Raw genomic sequence first — 17,460 nt, 5'->3', positions numbered from 1 at the left:
TTCCGCGGCCGCCTCCTCGTAGTCGGCGTGGAAGCGGGCCACGACCTCGCCGATCAGCTCGACGACTTCGAGGGTGAGCGCGTCGGGTCGGCGGGTCGTGTCGCGTGGTGTGGCCATGGAATCCAGGGTACCCATTTGTTTGACAACCTGAAATGTTCAGCCGCATGGTTGTTTCAGAGCCTGAAACATCCCTCGCGAGCGCCAGGAAAGGTGCCCCCATGAGCGACTCCCCCGCCCTGCCCACCGTCAACCGCGAATGGCACCTGGTCAGCCGCCCGGTCGGCTGGCCCAAGCCCGAGGACTTCGCCCTCGTCGAGGCGGAGGTCCCCACCCCGGGTGACGGTCAGGTGCTGGTGCGCAACCTGTTCGTCTCCGTCGACCCCTACATGCGCGGCCGCATGAGCGCCGCCAAGTCCTATGCCGACCCCTACGAACTGGGCAAGCCCATGCTGGGCGGCGCGGTCGGCGAGGTCGTCGCCTCCAACGCCGACGGCTTCGCCGTGGGCGACCACGTCCTGCACTTCTTCGGCTGGCGCGAGTACGCCGCCATGGACGCGAAGAACGCCGTCAAGGTGGACCCGGAGGCGGCGCCGCTGTCGACGTACCTCGGCGTGCTCGGCATGACGGGGCTCACCGCCTACGCCGGCCTGCTGCGCGTCGCCGCGCTCAAGGAGGGCGACACGGTGTTCGTCTCCGGCGCGGCCGGTGCCGTCGGCAGCCAGGTCGGGCAGATCGCCAAGCTCAAGGGCGCGGCCCGGGTCATCGGCTCCGCCGGCTCGGCCGAGAAGGTCAAGCTGCTCGTCGACGAGTACGGCTTCGACGCCGCCTTCAACTACAAGGACGGCCCGGTGAGCGAGCAGCTGCGCGCCGCCGCCCCGGACGGCATCGACGTCTACTTCGACAACGTGGGCGGCGACCACCTGGAGGCCGCCGTAGGCTCCCTCAACCTGAACGGCCGCATCGCGATCTGCGGAGCGATCTCCGTCTACAACAACACCGAGCCCGCCCCCGGCCCGAAGAACCTCGCCCGTCTGATCCAGACCCGCGGCCGCATCGAGGGCTTCCTGGTCGGCGACCACTACGACCTCCAGCCGCAGTTCGTCCAGGAGGTCGGCCCCTGGGTCCGCTCCGGCGAGCTGAAGTACCGCGAGACGGTCGTCGAGGGCATCGAGAACAACCTGGAGGCCTTCCTCGGCGTCCTGCGCGGCGACAACACCGGCAAGATGATCGTCAAGCTCTGAGCCCCTGCTCCAGCTTTCCCCGGGGAAGGGCAGGCCTTCCCGCAGTTTCCGGCATGCGGTAGCGTCTTTCCGAAATCCGTCGTGATCGTGGGCGCGAGTCACGGCGGACCGAGGAGGAAGACAACCGCATGCCGATTCAGCAGTCCGAGGTCCTCTACACCGCCGTCGCCACCGCCGAGAACGGCCGCGACGGACGGGTGGCCACCGATGACGGCAGGCTCGACCTGGTCGTGAACCCGCCCAAGGAGATGGGCGGCAACGGCGCCGGCACCAACCCGGAGCAGCTGTTCGCCGCCGGGTACAGCGCCTGCTTCCAGGGCGCGCTCGGCGTGGTGGCCCGCCAGGAGGGTGCCGACATCACCGGTTCGACCGTCACCGCGAAGGTCGGGATCGGCAAGAACGACGACGGGTTCGGGATCATCGTCGAGATCTCCGCCGAGATCCCCTCGGTGGACGCCGCCACCGCGCGGTCGCTGGTGGAGAAGGCCCACCAGGTCTGCCCGTACTCGAAGGCGACCCGCGGCAACATCACCGTGACGCTCGTCTGACCGGCACCCGGTCTCACACGGTGCGGCGCTCGCACGCGAGCGCCGCACCGTGCACCGCCGCCACCAGCCGGCCGTTCTCCGGCGCCGCCCCGCCCGGGTAGGCGCAACGGCGCCTGGTGTACCCGTACGCCAGCCCGCTGAACGGGTCCCCGAAGGCCTGGCAGCCGCCCGCACCGCTGTGCCCGATCGCCCCGGCGCCCAGGAACGGGTGCCAGGTGTCCGCCGTCGCCTCGAAGCCGAGGCCGTACGAGCGGTGCGTCCGGGTCACCAGGTCGTGACCGACCGAGTGGAACTGCCCGAACTCCGCCACCGTGTCCGGCTTCAGCAGCGGCGCCTTGCCGTCCAGTCCGCCGATGGCCGCCGCGTACAGCCCGGCCAGCCCGCGCGCCGAGGCCACGCCGCCCACGGAGGCCGGGCCCCGGGCGCGCACGACCGGCTCGTTGGGCAGGGTCTCCAGGTCGGTGGGGTGCGCCGCGTTGCGGTTGAAGGCGATCGCGGCGAGCGTGTGCGGGCCGTCCGGGAGCGGATCCGGCGCCACCTGCTGCACCGGGGTGCGGATCACCGCCTGCGCGGTGCGGAAGCGGTGGTCGAGCGAGGCCGGCAGACCGAGATGGAAGTCCAGGTGGTGCGGGGCGCGGACCCGGTCCTCGTAGACCTCCTGGAGGGTGTGCCCGGTGGCCCGGCGCACCACCTCGCCCGCCAGGGCGCCGAGGACGAGCGCGTGGTACCCGAAGGCCGCGCCGGGACGCCAGTACGGACGCTGGTCGGCGAGGCGTTCGGCGATCACCCGGTCGTCGGCCAGTTCCGCCGTGCTGAATCCGGTGTCCGTGCCGATCACACCCGCGCGGTGCGCGAGCAGGTCGCGCAGGGTCAGCGTGCCCTTGCCCTCGGCCGCGAACTCCGGCCAGTAGTAGGTCACCCTGCGGTCCAGCTCCAGGGTGCCCTCCTGCACCAGCACGGCGACCACCAGGTGGGCCGCGCCCTTGGTGGCCGAGTGCACCCCGTACAGCGAGCCGGCGTCCGCGCCGTCGCCGGTCCACAGGTCGACGACCCGGCGACCGTGGACGTGGGCGCACAGCTGACCCTCGTAGTCCGGCCGTTCGCCGGCCACGACCGCCGCGAACTCCTCACGCACCGCCTCGAAGCCGTCGGCGACGGTGCCGTGGATCTTCTGCGTCATCCGCTTCTCCTCGCCAACTCGGCGGACCTCTGCGGGGCCGTTCGCCGATCGGTACGGCGCGATGAGCGCGTTCGACTCAATCGCGGCTCCAACGGGGCACGGCGGTGTCGGTGCCGACCGGTAGAGTTCCGCCCATGCGCGATCTTGGGGCGGGATTCGGCCATCTCATCAAGGGCCAGCGCTGGGTGGCCCGGCACGGCAGGAGTTACGGCTTCGGGCTCGTCCCGGGCCTGATCACACTGGTGCTGTACGCGGCGGCCCTGGTCGGGCTGGCGCTGTGGGGCACGGACTTCGTCGCCTGGGCGACCCCCTTCGCCGACGACTGGTCGAGCCCCTGGCTCGGTCTGTTCCGCGGCTTCCTCACCGCCGTCCTGTTCGCCCTCGCCCTGCTCCTGGCCGTCCTCACCTTCACCGCGGTGACGCTGCTGATCGGCCAGCCCTTCTACGAGAGCCTCTCCGAGCGGGTCGACCGCGACGTCTCCCCGGACGGCACCACTCCCGAGTCGAACCTGCCGCTCTGGCGCGAGCTGTGGATCTCCGGCCGCGACAGCCTCCGGATCCTTCTCCGCGCCGCCGTCTGGGGGGTCCTGCTCTTCGCCCTCGGCTTCATCCCGGTCGTCGGGCAGACGCTGATCCCGGTCATCGGCTTCTTCGTCACCGGCTTCTTCCTCACCGAGGAACTGGCCTCCGTCGCCCTCCAGCGCCGCGGGGTCGAACTGCGCGACCGCCTCGCCCTCCTGCGCTCCCGCAAGATGCTGGTCTGGGGCTTCGGCACACCGCTGAGCGTCTCCTTCCTGGTGCCGTTCGTCGCGGTGTTCCTGATGCCGGGAGCGGTCGCCGGCGCCACGCTCCTCGCCCGCGAACTGCTGGGCGAGGAGACCCGCGACGGCGGCGACGACCGCTCCGACGGCGGCTCCGCCGACCCGGCGGTCAGCTCCGGTCCGGCACGCCCGGCCGGTCCGGTTCCGAGGCACTGACCGCCACGGCCACGATCGCCCGCACCTGCGCCACGATGTCCAGCCGGTTCCGCACGAACGCGGGATCGGTGACCGCCCCGGTCGCCGGATCGGTGTTCCCGGCCCCGAACTGCAGCACCGGCGTGTGGACGTGCCCGCCCGGCAGGACGGCGGCGAGCCCCAGCCGGTCCCGCAGCAGGGTCGCCCGGTAGGCGATCTCGTTGGAGAGGTAGTCCCCGCCGCCCCCGGAGCGGGCCGTCGAACCGGGCGTGGGCCCGTCCGGCCGTACGACCGGCTCGGTGCCTTCTGCCGGGATCTCGGTCACGCTCGTGTTGTCGTACACGGGGAAGCGCCCGGTGTCCGCGGCCGTGAGCGCCTCGTACGGCAGTGTGGTCGTCGTCCACTGCGGCTGCGAGGCCGGGTCCGGGACGGGCACCGTCTCCGTGCGGGAGACGTTCTCGTTGTCGGGGAAGCCGCCCCGCCAGGCCCCGTTGGTCCGCTCCACGTCGAATCGCCCGACCCGGCCCTGGCTCACGGTCGTGAACAGATCCACCCTCGGCAGGTGCGGACGCAGGGCGCGCTCCACCGCCCCGTCCGCGAAGTCCCGCCAGCGCACCGGGAACACGGCCGTCTCCACCCGGGCGGGCCCGTCCGGTGTGTCGATCACCGTGCCGTCCAGGGCGAGCGCGGCGGCGCCGGACGGGTTGGAGATCCGGATGTCGCGGTCGAGGGTGAAGGGGTCGAAACCGGTGAGCAGCACCCGCTTCATGTCCCTGCCGTCCTTGCCGTCCTTGCCGTCCTTGCCGTCCCTGCCGTGTCGGTCGTGTCGGTCGTGCGGCAGGCGGATGTCGCTCTGGCCGCGCGAAGCGCGCTCCAGTTCCCCGAGCAGCGCGGCCCGCTGCCGCCCGGTCAGCCCGAACTCCGGTTCCCAGGTCCGCAGTTCCCGCGTCATCCCGAGCCGTGCCCAGTACAGCGGCCGGTCGTCGTCCCGGCTGAGGTCCCCGCGGGCCGGGCCCCGGCCCTGCACCCGGTCCACGGCCCGCCGCCACAGCGCCGAGCCCTCGCGCGCGACGATGCGGCGCGCCTCGCGGTAGGAGTCCGCCCGTCCGAGCCCGCGGGCGAACGCCGGTCCCGCCGAGGCGAATCCGGAGCGCCGCAGGATCTCCTGGGGCACGTCCCCGTCGAGCCGCAGCTCCTCCACGGTCGGCGCGGAGGCGGTGGCCAAGGGCGCCGCCGTGGCCGTCGCCGGGGCCGCGAGCCCCGCCACCAGGGCCAGTCCGAGTACGCCGATCCGAACGCGTATGTGTGTCAAGGGAGTCCAGGTCCTTCCGTCGCCGTGGGGTGCGCTGTGGGACGGCGGCAGTATCCCGTGACGGAAGGGCCGTGCGCCATGGCGCGTGGCGACCCGCCCGTGGCGACCGGCTCGGGGCCGTTTGTGAAGGGTTCGTACGAACCGGTGACCGGACGTCCGATGGTGGACCACCGGGTCACCGGGGCGATTACCGTCTGACTCGGGACCGCTCACGGCGTGCCCCCACGAACAGCCCCGGCCCGGGACCTGACATCCGGGCCGGGGCTCAGTACCGAAAGGACCGTACGGGCTACCGCACCGAGAAGCCGTACACGGTCTCCGAGCGGAAGACCTCGCCCGGCCGCAGCACCGTGCTCGGGAACTCCGGCCGGTTCGGCGAGTCCGGGAAGTGCTGCGTCTCCAGCGCGATGCCGTCCCCGGGCGCGAACGGCTCGCCCAGGTGGTCGGCGGTGTACAGCTGGAGGCCGGGCTCGGTCGTCGCCACCGTCAGCACACGCCCCGACGCCGGGTCGTACAGCTCGGCGACCTCCACGGCGGTGTCCGTCACGCCCTTGTCGAGGACGAGGTTGTGGTCGTAGCCGGAGCCGACCTTGCGCGCCCGCCGGAAGTCGAAGCGCGTGTCCGCCACGTCCCGCGTGGGGCCCGTCGGGATCAGGTCGGCGTCGACCGGCGTGATCCGGGAGGCGGCGAGCCGCAGTTCATGGCCGCCCGCGTGCCCGGAGCCCGGCCCGCCCAGGTTGAAGTAGCTGTGGTTCGTCGGGTTGAGCACGGTCGGCGCGTCCGTGACCGCCTCGTACGCGATCCGCAGCGCACCCGCCTCGTCCAGCGTGTACGTCACCGAGATCTCCAGCCGGCCCGGGAACCCCTCCTCGCCGTGCGGGCTGACGCGGCTGAGCCGGACGCCGTGCGTGCCGTCCCCGGCCGGCTCCGCGTCCCACACGCGCTTGTCGAAGCCGCGCTCACCGCCGTGCAGCGAGTTCGGCCCGTTGTTGAGCGCCAGCGCGTACGTCCGCCCGTCCAACTGGAAACGGCCGCCCGCGATCCGGTTGGCGTACCGCCCCACGAGCGCCCCGAAGTAGGGCTCCGGGTGCGTCACATAGCTGTCCAGGTCCGCGAACCCCAGCACCACGTCGGCGGTGTTCCCGTCCCGGTCCGGGACCTCGGCCGACTGCACGATCCCGCCGTACGACAGGACCCGTACCCGCACGCCGCCCCGCTCCAGGGTCCAGCGGTGGACGGGGGTGCCGTCGGAAAGTGTGCCGAAAAGTTCGTTCATGTGCGGAACTCTAGGACACACGCCCAGGTCAAGCCCTGGTCGGGCCGGGTCAGGGCTGTTTCGCGGTGACCGCGCGGTACGCGATCTCGGCCAGCCGGGCCTGGCCGTCCACACTCGGGTGGAACCAGTCCCAGCGGCTCAGCTGGCCGGTCCCGAACCGGTACTCGTGCACCGCGCCGCCGTCGGTGCGGCACAGCCGGTCCTTCGCGCAGACCTCCCGCAGCACCTCGTTGTAGTCCTCCACCCGGTCCCGCACGGTGTTCCGCCGCAGCGTCGCCGCCGAGTCCAGGGAGTCCGCGTCGCCCAGCATCGACGGGCAGATGCCCAGCTTCCACACCTGCTTGCCCAGCGGGTTGGTGCGCCCCTGCGACCAGAGCCGCTTCAGATCCGGGATGCTCGCCACGTACACCTGCGCCTTGGGCAGCTTCTTGCGCAGCGTGCCCATGGCCTCCTCGAACCCGTTCCGGAAGTCGGTCACCGACGTCATCGCCGAGGTCGTGGCCCGGCAGGCGTCGTTCGCCCCGACCATCACCGCGACCAGCTCCGGCTTCCGCGCCGCCGCCCGGGTCATCTGCCCGGTCAGGTCGGCCATCCGGGCTCCGGTGACCGCGTGGTTCCAGCTCCGCTCGGCCGCTTCCGCCTTCCCCAGCAGCCGCACGGCGAGACTGTCGACCTCGGCGCTGCCGCCGGTCGCCCACGAGACCTCCGGGCAGTCCGACAGGACCGAGCAGGCGTCGAAGCCGCGCGTGATGGAGTCGCCCACGGCGGCGACCGAGTCGGGGCTCGTGTCCCAGGCAGGGGTGGGCTTCGGCCGCTTCGACGCGGAGGGGGACGGGGCGGCGGAGCCACCGCCCACGGCGTCGCAGCCGGTCACGCCCAGGACGGCGGCGGTCAGAACGGCGAGTGCGGCACGCGGACGGCGACGACCGACACGCGAACGTCCACGTCCGACAGGCGTTCGCCGGCCCGTCCGCTGACCCATACCGGTCCCACCCCTCGCCTCGTGCCTCCAACGTCCTCAACCCATGGCAACGCGCCAGGGTTCCCGAGGGCGGAGATGCAACGGCTCACACCCGTACAAGCGTCCTGCCGGGTGAATGGCAGAGGTTTGTCGGCACCGGGACCGACGGTACGTCACACTCCTTGCTCCGTCGCACGGTAGCCTCGCCATCAAGCGGCCCGCCCGGCCGCGACCGTTCCGCCCGTTCCGAGATGTCCCGCTCAGCCCGGAGGTTCCGGTGACGACACGTGGAGTTCTGTACGTGCACTCCGCGCCGCGCGCGCTCTGCCCGCACGTCGAGTGGGCCATCGCCGGGGTGCTCGGCACACGCGTCGGCCTGGACTGGATCCGGCAGCCCGCCGCGCCCGGCACCTGGCGCTCGGAGTTCTCCTGGCAGGGCCAGGCCGGCACCGCCTCCAAGCTCGCCTCCGCACTGCGCGGCTGGCAGCTGCTGCGCTTCGAGGTCACCGCGGAGCCGTCCGCGAACGCCGAGGGCGAGCGCTACAGCTGCACCCCCGACCTCGGCATCTTCCACGCCGTCACCGGCATCCACGGCGACATCCTCATCCCCGAGGACCGGCTGCGCGCCGCCCTGGTCCGCTCCCAGCGCGGCGAGACGGACCTGGAGTCCGACATCGCCAAGCTCCTCGGCAAGCCCTGGGACGACGAACTGGAGCCCTTCCGCTACGCGGGCGAGGGCGCCCCGGTCCGCTGGCTGCACCAGGTGGTCTGAGCTTTTCCCCGGCATCCGCCGCTCCGACGCGTGAAGGGCCCCCACCGGCCGGTGGGGGCCCTTCACATACGTACGGATGTGGCTCAGACTGTGCGGAACGCCAGCACCACGTTGTGGCCGCCGAAGCCGAACGAGTCGTTCAGCGCGGCGATCCGGCCCTCGACGGGCAGCTTCCGGGCCTCGCCCCGGACGATGTCCGCGGCGGCCTCGGCCTCGGGGTCGAGGTTCTCGACGTTGATGGTCGGCGGCGCCACCCGGTGGTACAGGGCGAGCACCGTCGCGACGGACTCCACGCCGCCCGCGCCACCGAGGAGGTGACCGGTCATCGACTTGGTGCCGGAGACCGCCATGTGGTCGACGTCGTCGCCGAGGACCTTGCGCAGCGCCTTCAGCTCGGCGATGTCGCCGGCCGGCGTCGAGGTGGCGTGCGCGTTGACGTGCACGATCTCGGCCGGGTTCAGGTCGGTGTTGTCCAGCAGGTGCTGCAGGGCGTGCGAGATACCGCGGCCCTCCGGCTCCGGCTGCACGATGTCGTGGCTGTCGGCGGAGATGCCCTGGCCGACCGCCTCCGCGTAGACGCGGGCACCGCGTGCCGCGGCGTGCTCGGCGGACTCCAGGACGAGGACGCCGGCGCCCTCACCGAGGACGAAGCCGTCGCGGCCCGTGTCGAAGGGGCGGGAGGCGCCCTGCGGGTCGTCGTTGTTCTTGGACATCGCCATCATGTTGCCGAACGCGGCGATGGGCAGCGGGTGGATCGCCGCCTCCGTGCCACCCGCGACGACGACGTCGGCGCGGCCGGTGCGGATCATCTCGATGGCGTAGCCGATGGCCTCGGCGCCCGACGCGCAGGCGGAGACCGGCGTGTGCACGCCCGCCCGGGCGCCCACGGCGAGGCCCACGTTGGCCGACGGGCCGTTCGGCATCAGCATGGGGACGGTGTGCGGGGAGACGCGGCGGACGCCCTTCTCCTTGAGCACGTCGTACTGGTCGAGCAGGGTCGTCACGCCACCGATGCCGGAGGCGATGACCGCGCCGAGCCGGTCGGGGTCGATGCCGGCGCCCTCACCCTCGGCGGCCTCGCCGGCCTTGCCGGTGAAACCGGCGTCCTTCCACGCCTCCTGCGCGGCGATCAGCGCGAACTGGGCCGAACGGTCCAGTCGGCGGGCCTGGGGCCGCGGGATGACCTCGGAGGGGTCCACGGCGACCGGTGCGGCGATGCGGACGGCCTGGTCGGCGGCCCACTCCTGCTCCAGGGGCTTGACGCCGGACCTGCCGGCGACCAGGCCTTCCCAGGTAGAGGCTGCGTCGCCACCCAGCGGTGTGGTTGCGCCGATACCGGTGACGACCACGGTGCGATTGGTCGAGCTCACGGGAATTCTTTCTCCAACGGGATACGGATTCGTACGGCGCCACCGCCGGGTGGCGGGGCAGTCAGCCCAGAGGCAGTGATCGGGTGATCAGCTCTGGTGCTTGAGGATGTAGTCGGTCGCGTCGCCGACCGTCTTGAGGTTCTTGACGTCCTCGTCCGGGATCTTGACGTCGAAGCGCTCTTCGGCGGCGACGACGACCTCGACCATGGACAGCGAGTCGACGTCCAGGTCGTCGGTGAAGGACTTGTCCAGCTGGACGTCCTCAACCGGGATGCCGGCGATCTCGTTCACGATCTCGGCGAGACCGGCGACGATCTCTTCCTGAGTGGCGGCCATGATGGCGCTCCTTCGTTGTTTTCAGAGGGTGTGGCGGCCCGCCGCGTCAGCGGCAGGTGTTGCTGGTCTCCGTTCCGGACCTCGTGATCCGGCACGGAGTGCCTAGGGGAGGGTAACGACCGTCGCGGCGTAGACGAGACCCGCCCCGAAGCCGATGACGAGCGCGGTGTCGCCGCTCTTGGCCTCGCCGGTCGCCAGGAGCCGCTCCATCGCGAGCGGAATCGAGGCGGCCGAGGTGTTGCCGGTGGTGCGGATGTCACGGGCCACCATGACGTGCTCCGGCAGCTTCAGTGTCTTCACCATCGAGTCGATGATCCGCACGTTGGCCTGGTGCGGGATGAAGACGTCCAGGTCGTCCGGGCTGATCCCGGCCGCGTCCAGCGCCTGCTGGGCGACCTTCGCCATCTCGAACACGGCCCAGCGGAAGACCGCCTGGCCCTCCTGCGTGATCGCAGGAAACTTGACGTTGCCCTCGCTGTCGAGGGGCAGTTCGGAGACGTCGCCGATCCGGAAGCGGTCCCACGGCACCGTCTGCTTGATCGTCTCGGACTTGTCGCCCTCCGAGCCCCAGACGGTCGGGCCGATCGCCGGCTCCTGCGACGGGCCGACCACGACCGCGCCGGCGCCGTCGCCGAACAGGAAGGCCGTGGCCCGGTCCTCCAGGTCGGTCAGGTCCGAGAGCCGCTCCACGCCGATGACCAGGACGTACTCCGCCGAGCCCTCGACGATCATGCCCTTGGCGAGGGTCAGTCCGTAGCCGAAGCCCGCGCAGCCCGCCGAGATGTCGAAGGCCGCGGCCTTGTCGGTGCCGAGCTTGTCGGCGATCTCGGTGGCGACGGCCGGGGTCTGGCTGAAGTGCGACACGGTGGACACGACCACGGCGCCGATCCGCGAGGCGTCGATGCCGGCGTCCGCGATCGCCTTGCCGGACGCCTCGATCGACATCGCGGCGACGGTCTCCTCGGGCGACGCCCAGTGCCGCGTCTCGATGCCGGAGCGCGAGCGGATCCACTCGTCGGACGAGTCGATCGTCTCGAGGATCACCTCGTTCGGCACGACCCGGGTCGGGCGGTATCCGCCGACGCCGAGGATGCGTGCGTACGGGGCGCCCTTGCTGGGCTTGATCTTCGACATGCTCTCGCGCTCCTTGTCAGGCCTGCCGGCCGTGCTCGGCGACGAGCTCGCGAGCCGCGTCGAGGTCGGCGGGTGTCTTGAGGGCCAGCGTCTTCACCCCGGGCAGCGCGCGCTTGGCCAGCCCGGTCAGCGTGCCGCCCGGGCACACCTCGATCAACGCGGTGACGCCCAGCTCCTTGAACGTCTCCATGCACCGGTCCCAGCGGACCGGGTTGGCGACCTGGCCGACGAGGCGCTCCAGCACCTCGGCGCCGGTGGCGACGGGCCGCCCGTCCTTGTTGGAGACGTACGTCACCTTCGGGTCGGCCGGCGTGAGGGCCTTCGCGGCCTCGGCGAGCTTGTCCACCGCGGGCGCCATGTGGTGCGTGTGGAACGCGCCGGCCACCTTCAGCGGGACGACCTTGCGCACGCCCTCGGGCTTGTCGTCGTTCAGCGCGGCCAGCTGCTCCATGGTGCCGGCCGCCACGATCTGACCGGCGCCGTTCACGTTCGCCGGGGTCAGGCCGAGCTTCTCCAGATGCGCCACGCTCACCTCGGGGTCGCCGCCGAGCAGCGCCGACATCCCGGTCTCGGTGACCGCGGCGGCCTCGGCCATGGCCAGGCCCCGACGGCGTACGAGGGTCAGCGCGGCGGAGTCGTCGAGGACGCCCGCGAACGCGGCGGCGGTGATCTCGCCGACGCTGTGGCCCGCCACCGCGCCCGGCGCGATCTCGGCCATGTCACCGAGTGCCGCGGCGGAGAGGATTCCGGCGGCCACGAGCAGCGGCTGCGCCACGGACGTGTCACGGATCTCGTCCGCGTCGGCCTTCGTGCCGAAGTGGGCGAGATCGAGTCCGATGGCGTCGGACCACGCGGCGACGCGGTCCGCGGCACCGGGAAGGGCGAGCCAGTCAGTCAGGAAGCCGGGCGTCTGGGCGCCCTGGCCGGGAGCGACGAGTACGAGCACTCTCACACTCTCTCTTGAGGACGGCCACGACCGCCCGTGGGGACAAGGACGAAGAACACGAGGGGGTTTTGTGGACCCCCGACAAAAGCTTAGAGTTGCTGATCTCCATCGGCCAGACGCCCCAGGATGAGCGCGATCCGCAGTGTGAACGCAGACCGTACATCAGAGGGTGACCATCCGGTGACGTCAGTCACACGTCGGAGCCGGTAGCGCACGGTGTTCGGGTGAACGAAGAGCATCCGGGCGGCGCCCTCAAGACTGCTCGCCTGTTCCAGATAGACGCTCAGCGTCTCCAGCAGCGCGGCCCCGGCCTCCTCCAGTGGTCTGTAGATCTCCTCCACCAACTGCACGCGGGCCGAAGGGTCGGAGGCGATCGCGCGCTCCGGCAGCAGATCGTCCGCCAGCACCGGGCGCGGCGCGTCCGGCCAGGCGGTGCACGCCTTGAGCCCGGCCGCGGCGGCCTGCGCGGACCGGGTCGCGGCCAGCAGGTCCGGCACCACCGGACCGGCCACCACGGCGCCCTGCGCGAACGGCCCGATCAGCGACTTCGCGACCGCCAGTGGGTTGTCGCTGCCGCCCGCGATCACCACCAGCCGGTCCCCGAGCACCCCGGTCAGCACCTGGAGCTTGGCGTGCCGGGCCGCGCGCCGGATGGCCTCCACGGTCAGTTCGGAGTCACCGTCGGGAGCGGTGCCCAGCACCACGCACACGTGCTCGGGCGAGTTCCAGCCCAGGGCGGCGGCCCGGGACACGGCCCCCTCGTCGGCTTCCCCGCTGAGCACGGCGTTCACGACCAGGGACTCCAGTCGCGCGTCCCAGGCACCGCGTGCCTCGGCGGCCTGCGCGTACACCTGGGCGGTGGCGAAGGCGATCTCCCGGGCGTACACGAGCAGCGCCTCGCGCAGCACCGACTCGTCGCCCGGGGCGGCGACCTCGTCGATCGCGGACTCCATGACCTCGATCGTGGTCCGCACCATCTCGACGGTCTGCCGCAGCGTGATCGCCCGGGTCAGCTCGCGCGGCGCGGTGCCGAAGACGTCGGTGGAGATGGCCTGGGGGGCGTCCGGGCGCCGGAACCACTCGGTGAAGGCGGCGATGCCCGCCTGGGCCACCAGCCCGATCCAGGAGCGGTTCTCCGGTGGCATGGCCCGGTACCACGGCAGCGTCTCGTCCATCCGCGCGATGGCCTGCGCGGCGAGCGACCCGGAGGACTGCTCCAGCCTCTTCAGGGTCGCGGTGTGCGGGTGGACGGCGTGCGCCCCGGGCTCGGGCATGCTTGTTTCGGGTTCGGGCACGTGGACAAGACTGCCTTATCGGGACGGGGGAGCGTGTCGCCGGGTCTACGGTGGACGACGTGATGGACGTACGGCGCGCCGACGAGCGCTACCCCGGAGGCGACGCGGCGGCCGGCATCGAGTCGCGGCACGCCTTCTCCTTCGGACCCCACTACGACCCCGGCAACCTGCGCTTCGGGGCGCTGATCGCCTGCAACGAGGAGCGCCTCGCGCCCGGCGCCGGCTTCGACGAGCACCCGCACAGCCACACCGAGATCGTCACGTGGGTGGCCGAGGGGGAACTGACCCACCGCGACACCGCGGGCCACGAGACGACCGTGCGGGCCGGGGACGTACAACGCCTCAGCTCGGCGGGCGGCGTCCGCCACGTCGAGCGCAACGACGGCGCCGCGCCCCTGACCTTCGTCCAGATGTGGCTGGCCCCACGCGACCCCGGCGGCGACCCCGCCTACGAGATCGTCCGCGGCATCGCCGACTCCACCCCGTACGCCGTCCCCGAGGCGGGCGCGATGCTGCACGTGCGCCGCCTGACGGCGGGGGAGCGGACGGCGGTACCGGACGGGGCGTACGTCTACGTCCACGTCGTGCGCGGCGACGTACGCCTGGACGGCGAGGAGCTGGGCCCGGGCGACGCGGCCCGCGTCACGGACGCCGACGGCGTGGACGCGGTGGCGGTGACACAGGCCGAGCTGCTCCTCTGGGAGATGTCCTAGACCTCGGCGGCCTCGGCGAGCACCGCGTCCGTGAAGGGCGGCCACACCTCGGCCGCCCAGGGGCCGAACGCCCGGTCGGTGAGCGCCACGCAGGCGAGCCGGGCGTCGGGGTCGATCCACAGGAACGTACCGGACTGACCGAAGTGCCCGAACGTGCGCGGAGAGGACGACGCGCCCGTCCAGTGCGGGGACTTGGAGTCGCGGATCTCGAAGCCCAGTCCCCAGTCGTTGGGGTTCTGGTGCCCGTAGCCCGGCAGCACACCCTTCGTCCCCGGGTACTGCACCGACATCGCCTCGGCGACCGTGCGCGGGTCCAGCAGTCGCGGCGCCTGCGACTCGGCCGCGAAGTGCAGCAGGTCCTCGACCGTGGACACCCCGTCCTTCGCGGGGGAGCCGTCGAGGGTGGTGGCCGTCATGCCCAGCGGCTCCAGCACGGCCTGCCGCGCGTACTCGGCGAACGGGATGTCCGCCGCCTTCGCGATGTGGTCGCCGAGCTGCTCGAAACCGGCGTTGGAGTACAGCCGGCGCTCCCCGGGCGGGGCGGTCACCCGGTGCTCGTCGAAGGCCAGACCCGAGGTGTGCGCGAGCAGGTGACGGACCGTCGACCCGGCGGGACCGGCGGGCTCGTCCAGCTCGACGGCGCCCTCCTCGTACGCGACGAGTGCCGCGTACGCCGCGAGCGGCTTGGTGACCGAGGCGAGGGGAAACCGCTGCCCGACCGGGCCGTGGATTCCCAGGATCGTGCCGTCGGCTCGTACGACACCCGCCGCGGCGGTGGGAACCGGCCAGTTCTCGATCAACGCGAGGCTCTTCAAGGACATGCCACCGAGCTTAGGGGGTGTCGTTCGGTTCCTTCCGGGGTCGCGGGGCCTGCTGAGGCGCCGGCGCTCACCTGCGGTCTGATCCGCCGGCCGACCGCGGTGGCCGGCCGCCGTGTGTCCCGCGGATTCCCTGGGCTGCGCTCTCACCGCCGCCTTCTCACCTTGGCCGCTTGCTTGGAGTGCACTCCAAGGCCATAGCGTGGAGCGCATGACGGTGATGCAGACCACTGCCGGGACCCTCGGGCCGAACGCCACCAGAACAGACATCTGCTCCGCCCCGCCCCGGCGCCACCCGCGCCCCGACGGGCAGGACCACTACACCATCAGCGAGGTCGTCGCCTTCACCGGCCTGACCGCCCACACGCTGCGCTGGTACGAGCGGATCGGCCTGATGTCCCACATCGACCGCTCGCACACCGGGCAGCGCCGCTACAGCAACCGCGACCTGGACTGGCTCGACTTCGTCGGCAAACTGCGCCTGACCGGCATGCCGGTCGCCGACATGGTCCGGTACGCGGAGCTGGTGCGCGAGGGCGAGAGCACCTACCTCGACCGGCGGGAACTGCTGGAGTCCACGCGCCGCGACGTGCTGACGCGGATGGCCGAGCTGCGGGACACCCTCGCCGTACTGGACCGGAAGATCAGCTTCTACGGGGACGCCGGACGCGCCCGTGAAGGAGAGAGGACCCGATGACCGACAGCAGGATCCCGACGGTGCGGCTCGGCGACGACGGCCCGGAGGTGGGTGTCCAGGGTCTCGGCTGCATGGGCATGAGCTTCGGATACGGCCCGTCGGACGGCGACGCGTCGCGGGCGACCCTGGAACGGGCGCTGGAGCTGGGCGTCACGCTCTACGACACGGCCGACGCGTACGGCGCCGGTGAGAACGAGCGGTTCCTGTCGCCGTTCTTCAAGGCCCACCGCGACGAGGTCGTCATCGCGACCAAGTTCGCCCTGTCGATCCCGCCGGACGATCCGACGAAGCGGATCATCCGCAACGACCCGCCGTACATCCGCAGGGCGGTCGAGGCGAGCCTGCGCCGGCTGGGCGTCGACGTGATCGACCTCTACTACATGCACCGGCGCGACGTGAACGTACCGGTCGAGGAGACCGTCGCCGTCATGGCGGACCTGGTCCGCGAGGGCAAGGTGAAGCACCTCGGGCTGAGCGAGGTGACGGGCGACGAGCTGCGGGCCGCACGGACGGTGCATCCGATCGCCGCCGTGCAGTCGGAGTGGTCGCTGTTCAGCCGGGACATCGAGGCGGGCGTGGTGCCGGCCGCCCGCGAACTCGGCGTGGCCCTCGTCCCGTACTCGCCGCTCGGCCGGGGCTTCCTCACGGGCGCCTTCGCCGACGCCGACCAGGACCTCACGGCCGGCGACTTCCGCCGGCAGCAGCCCCGCTTCACCGGCGGCAACGCGGCGGCCAACGCGGCCCTGCTCGACCCGGTCCGCACGGTCGCCGAGGCCCACGACGCCACCCTCGGCCAGATCGCCCTGGCCTGGGCCCAGCAGCGGGCGCGGGTGCACGACCTGGCGGTGATCCCGATCCCGGGCACCCGGAAGCCGACGCGGGTGGCGGAGAACGCGGGTGCGACGCGGATCGTCCTCACCGAGCAGGAGCTGTCCCTGCTGGAGCCGATCGCGGACAAGGTGGCGGGGGACCGCTACGCGGACATGTCGTTCACGTCCGCCGGACGTGAGTAGTCACAGCTCCGCCAGCAACTCCGCCTTCTTCGAGGAGAACTCCTCGTCCGTGACCAGCCCCGCCTGATGCAACTCCCCGAGGTGCCGGATCCGCTCGGCGATGTCCGCGGGGTCACGCCGAGGAGCGGGCACCGGGACCGGCACCGCCGGGCCGCGGTCCCGCACCGCCGCCAGCACCGCCGCCGCGAACGGCAGTGACTCGTGCACCGGCCCGTATCCGAGTCCGAACACGACCGAAGCGGGGTCCTGGTCGGCCTGCGGAGCGACCGCCGCGGCGTCCCGCGGCAGCAGCCGCAGATATCCCTCGAACATCTCGGGGGACCGCCACTCCACCCCGCCCAGGCCGGCGACCGGGAAGGTCTGGTCGCCGGCCTTCCACTTCGCCGACGACGCGCCCGTCCAGAACCACCGGAACGTCACCGACGTCCCGTCGAAGGTCGCCTTGCCGTCGTAGGCCTTGAAGTGCAGCGGTGCCTCGGGCGCCGGAACCAGGTACCGCTCGGTCTTGCCGGACTCGCTCAGCAGGCCGCGCAGCTCGTCGGCGTAGTACTCCGCGAGCGTCTCCCGCTCGGCGGGCAGCACCAGCCGGTACGGGTCGCTGCCCTCCTTCAGCTGTCCGGCCGCCGCCTCCATCAGCGGATCGGCGCCCGGGCGCGGCTCCAGGCGCAGCACGACGGTGCCCCGCCTGCCGGGCGTGAGCGTCACCCCGGCGATCGCCTCCAGGGGGACGCGGCGTTCCCCCAGCGCCTGGAACAGCTTGGGTGTTCGAATCCCCCGTTCGTAGCGGATGAGCACGGAGTCGGACTCGAACTCCCAGGCGGCATGAAATCCGGCCAGTACGTCACCCATGCGGCTCATCGTATGCGGCACGAGCTCCTCCGTCCCTCCCCGT

Annotated in this window: 18 protein-coding genes and 1 pseudogene; 7 read left to right on the top strand and 12 right to left on the bottom strand. The window is 72.0% G+C overall.

Annotation, left to right across the window (positions count from 1 at the left end):
* Positions 1–117 (bottom strand): annotated as a pseudogene (locus EBH09_RS10865) (MarR family transcriptional regulator); the annotation flags it as partial.
* A 101-nt stretch (positions 118–218) separates the two neighbouring features.
* Between EBH09_RS10865 and EBH09_RS10860 the strand changes: the two are divergent.
* Entirely contained in the window at positions 219–1,241 is a 1,023-nt protein-coding gene (locus tag EBH09_RS10860) for an NADP-dependent oxidoreductase (protein WP_121746785.1), read from the top strand.
* Between the two features lie 128 nt (positions 1,242–1,369).
* Positions 1,370–1,789, top strand: a complete 420-nt coding sequence (locus EBH09_RS10855) for an organic hydroperoxide resistance protein (protein ID WP_121746784.1) — start codon at positions 1,370–1,372, stop codon at positions 1,787–1,789.
* Positions 1,790–1,802: 13 nt separating this feature from the next.
* Here EBH09_RS10855 and EBH09_RS10850 read toward each other — a convergent pair whose 3' ends face one another.
* A complete protein-coding gene (locus tag EBH09_RS10850) occupies positions 1,803–2,969 on the bottom strand; it encodes a serine hydrolase domain-containing protein (RefSeq protein WP_121746783.1) in 1,167 nt (388 codons plus the stop codon).
* A 134-nt stretch (positions 2,970–3,103) separates the two neighbouring features.
* Here EBH09_RS10850 and EBH09_RS10845 point away from each other — a divergent pair, with 134 nt between their 5' ends.
* Positions 3,104–3,946 (top strand): EI24 domain-containing protein, encoded by an 843-nt coding sequence (locus EBH09_RS10845; protein ID WP_121746782.1) that lies wholly within the window; start codon positions 3,104–3,106, stop codon positions 3,944–3,946.
* Here the strand turns inward: EBH09_RS10845 and EBH09_RS10840 are convergent.
* From EBH09_RS10840 to EBH09_RS10830, 3 genes are all read right to left on the bottom strand, one after another.
* On the bottom strand, positions 3,900–5,237 hold the full coding sequence (locus tag EBH09_RS10840) for a pyroglutamyl peptidase (RefSeq protein WP_193776230.1): 1,338 nt from the start codon (positions 5,235–5,237) through the stop codon (positions 3,900–3,902). The two genes, EBH09_RS10845 and EBH09_RS10840, sit on opposite strands and share 47 nt — an antisense overlap.
* Positions 5,238–5,526: 289 nt before the next feature.
* A complete protein-coding gene (locus EBH09_RS10835; protein WP_121746781.1) occupies positions 5,527–6,513 on the bottom strand; it encodes an aldose epimerase family protein in 987 nt (328 codons plus the stop codon).
* A gap of 49 nt (positions 6,514–6,562) precedes the next feature.
* Positions 6,563–7,495 carry an SGNH/GDSL hydrolase family protein gene (locus EBH09_RS10830; protein WP_121746780.1) on the bottom strand — a complete coding sequence of 311 codons (933 nt, stop codon included), beginning with the start codon at positions 7,493–7,495 and terminating at the stop codon, positions 6,563–6,565.
* Positions 7,496–7,751: 256 nt separating this feature from the next.
* Between EBH09_RS10830 and EBH09_RS10825 the strand changes: the two genes are divergently transcribed.
* Positions 7,752–8,246 carry a DUF3145 domain-containing protein gene (locus EBH09_RS10825; protein WP_121746779.1) on the top strand — a complete coding sequence of 165 codons (495 nt, stop codon included), beginning with the start codon at positions 7,752–7,754 and terminating at the stop codon, positions 8,244–8,246.
* Positions 8,247–8,329: 83 nt separating this feature from the next.
* On the opposite strand, the gene EBH09_RS10820 is transcribed toward EBH09_RS10825, so the two are convergent.
* From EBH09_RS10820 to fasR, 5 genes are all read right to left on the bottom strand, one after another.
* The gene (locus EBH09_RS10820; RefSeq protein ID WP_121746778.1) at positions 8,330–9,616 is read right to left on the bottom strand and encodes a beta-ketoacyl-[acyl-carrier-protein] synthase family protein; all 1,287 of its coding nucleotides are present in this window, start codon (positions 9,614–9,616) and stop codon (positions 8,330–8,332) included.
* 87 nt (positions 9,617–9,703) lie between these two features.
* Positions 9,704–9,952: an acyl carrier protein gene (locus EBH09_RS10815; RefSeq protein WP_121746777.1), complete on the bottom strand. Its 249-nt coding sequence runs from the start codon at positions 9,950–9,952 to the stop codon at positions 9,704–9,706.
* A gap of 102 nt (positions 9,953–10,054) precedes the next feature.
* Positions 10,055–11,086: a ketoacyl-ACP synthase III gene (locus tag EBH09_RS10810; protein WP_121746776.1), complete on the bottom strand. Its 1,032-nt coding sequence runs from the start codon at positions 11,084–11,086 to the stop codon at positions 10,055–10,057.
* Between the two features lie 16 nt (positions 11,087–11,102).
* On the bottom strand, positions 11,103–12,032 hold the full coding sequence (locus EBH09_RS10805; RefSeq protein WP_121746775.1) for an ACP S-malonyltransferase: 930 nt from the start codon (positions 12,030–12,032) through the stop codon (positions 11,103–11,105).
* An 89-nt stretch (positions 12,033–12,121) separates the two neighbouring features.
* Positions 12,122–13,306, bottom strand: a complete 1,185-nt coding sequence (fasR, locus tag EBH09_RS10800; RefSeq protein ID WP_121746774.1) for a fatty acid biosynthesis transcriptional regulator FasR — start codon at positions 13,304–13,306, stop codon at positions 12,122–12,124.
* Positions 13,307–13,389: 83 nt separating this feature from the next.
* On the opposite strand from fasR, the gene EBH09_RS10795 reads away from it, so the two are divergent.
* Entirely contained in the window at positions 13,390–14,040 is a 651-nt protein-coding gene (locus EBH09_RS10795) for a pirin family protein (RefSeq protein WP_121747341.1), read from the top strand.
* Here the strand turns inward: EBH09_RS10795 and EBH09_RS10790 are convergent.
* A complete protein-coding gene (locus tag EBH09_RS10790; protein WP_121746773.1) occupies positions 14,037–14,861 on the bottom strand; it encodes a serine hydrolase domain-containing protein in 825 nt (274 codons plus the stop codon). The two genes, EBH09_RS10795 and EBH09_RS10790, sit on opposite strands and share 4 nt — an antisense overlap.
* A gap of 208 nt (positions 14,862–15,069) precedes the next feature.
* Here EBH09_RS10790 and EBH09_RS10785 point away from each other — a divergent pair, with 208 nt between their 5' ends.
* Together EBH09_RS10785 and EBH09_RS10780 are read left to right on the top strand one after the other, a co-directional pair.
* Entirely contained in the window at positions 15,070–15,555 is a 486-nt protein-coding gene (locus EBH09_RS10785; RefSeq protein WP_193776229.1) for a MerR family transcriptional regulator, read from the top strand.
* Positions 15,552–16,568 (top strand): aldo/keto reductase, encoded by a 1,017-nt coding sequence (locus EBH09_RS10780; RefSeq protein WP_121746772.1) that lies wholly within the window; start codon positions 15,552–15,554, stop codon positions 16,566–16,568. The genes EBH09_RS10785 and EBH09_RS10780 overlap by 4 nt, the downstream gene beginning before the upstream one ends.
* Here EBH09_RS10780 and EBH09_RS10775 read toward each other — a convergent pair whose 3' ends face one another.
* A complete protein-coding gene (locus tag EBH09_RS10775; RefSeq protein ID WP_121746771.1) occupies positions 16,569–17,417 on the bottom strand; it encodes a DUF4429 domain-containing protein in 849 nt (282 codons plus the stop codon).
* Positions 17,418–17,460: the final 43 nt, after the last annotated feature.

Origin of the sequence: Streptomyces sp. E2N166 (assembly GCF_003671715.1) — a bacterium.
Lineage (GTDB): Bacteria > Actinomycetota > Actinomycetes > Streptomycetales > Streptomycetaceae > Streptomyces > Streptomyces thinghirensis.
The sequence above is the reverse complement of the archived record's forward strand: the minus strand, read 5'-3'. Positions and strand labels throughout refer to the sequence as shown.

Excerpts from the sequence above, each read along its gene's own strand:
- EBH09_RS10780 (WP_121746772.1), top strand. The coding sequence starts at position 15,552 with ATGACCGACAGCAGGATCCCGACGGTGCGGCTCGGCGACGACGGCCCG.
- EBH09_RS10845 (WP_121746782.1), top strand. The coding sequence starts at position 3,104 with ATGCGCGATCTTGGGGCGGGATTCGGCCATCTCATCAAGGGCCAGCGC.
- EBH09_RS10830 (WP_121746780.1), bottom strand. The coding sequence starts at position 7,495 with ATGGGTCAGCGGACGGGCCGGCGAACGCCTGTCGGACGTGGACGTTCG.
- EBH09_RS10790 (WP_121746773.1), bottom strand. The coding sequence starts at position 14,861 with ATGTCCTTGAAGAGCCTCGCGTTGATCGAGAACTGGCCGGTTCCCACC.
- fasR (WP_121746774.1), bottom strand. The coding sequence starts at position 13,306 with ATGCCCGAGCCCGGGGCGCACGCCGTCCACCCGCACACCGCGACCCTG.
- EBH09_RS10785 (WP_193776229.1), top strand. The coding sequence starts at position 15,070 with ATGACGGTGATGCAGACCACTGCCGGGACCCTCGGGCCGAACGCCACC.
- EBH09_RS10775 (WP_121746771.1), bottom strand. The coding sequence starts at position 17,417 with ATGGGTGACGTACTGGCCGGATTTCATGCCGCCTGGGAGTTCGAGTCC.
- EBH09_RS10855 (WP_121746784.1), top strand. The coding sequence starts at position 1,370 with ATGCCGATTCAGCAGTCCGAGGTCCTCTACACCGCCGTCGCCACCGCC.
- EBH09_RS10815 (WP_121746777.1), bottom strand. The coding sequence starts at position 9,952 with ATGGCCGCCACTCAGGAAGAGATCGTCGCCGGTCTCGCCGAGATCGTG.
- EBH09_RS10795 (WP_121747341.1), top strand. The coding sequence starts at position 13,390 with ATGGACGTACGGCGCGCCGACGAGCGCTACCCCGGAGGCGACGCGGCG.
- EBH09_RS10850 (WP_121746783.1), bottom strand. The coding sequence starts at position 2,969 with ATGACGCAGAAGATCCACGGCACCGTCGCCGACGGCTTCGAGGCGGTG.
- EBH09_RS10835 (WP_121746781.1), bottom strand. The coding sequence starts at position 6,513 with ATGAACGAACTTTTCGGCACACTTTCCGACGGCACCCCCGTCCACCGC.
- EBH09_RS10810 (WP_121746776.1), bottom strand. The coding sequence starts at position 11,086 with ATGTCGAAGATCAAGCCCAGCAAGGGCGCCCCGTACGCACGCATCCTC.
- EBH09_RS10860 (WP_121746785.1), top strand. The coding sequence starts at position 219 with ATGAGCGACTCCCCCGCCCTGCCCACCGTCAACCGCGAATGGCACCTG.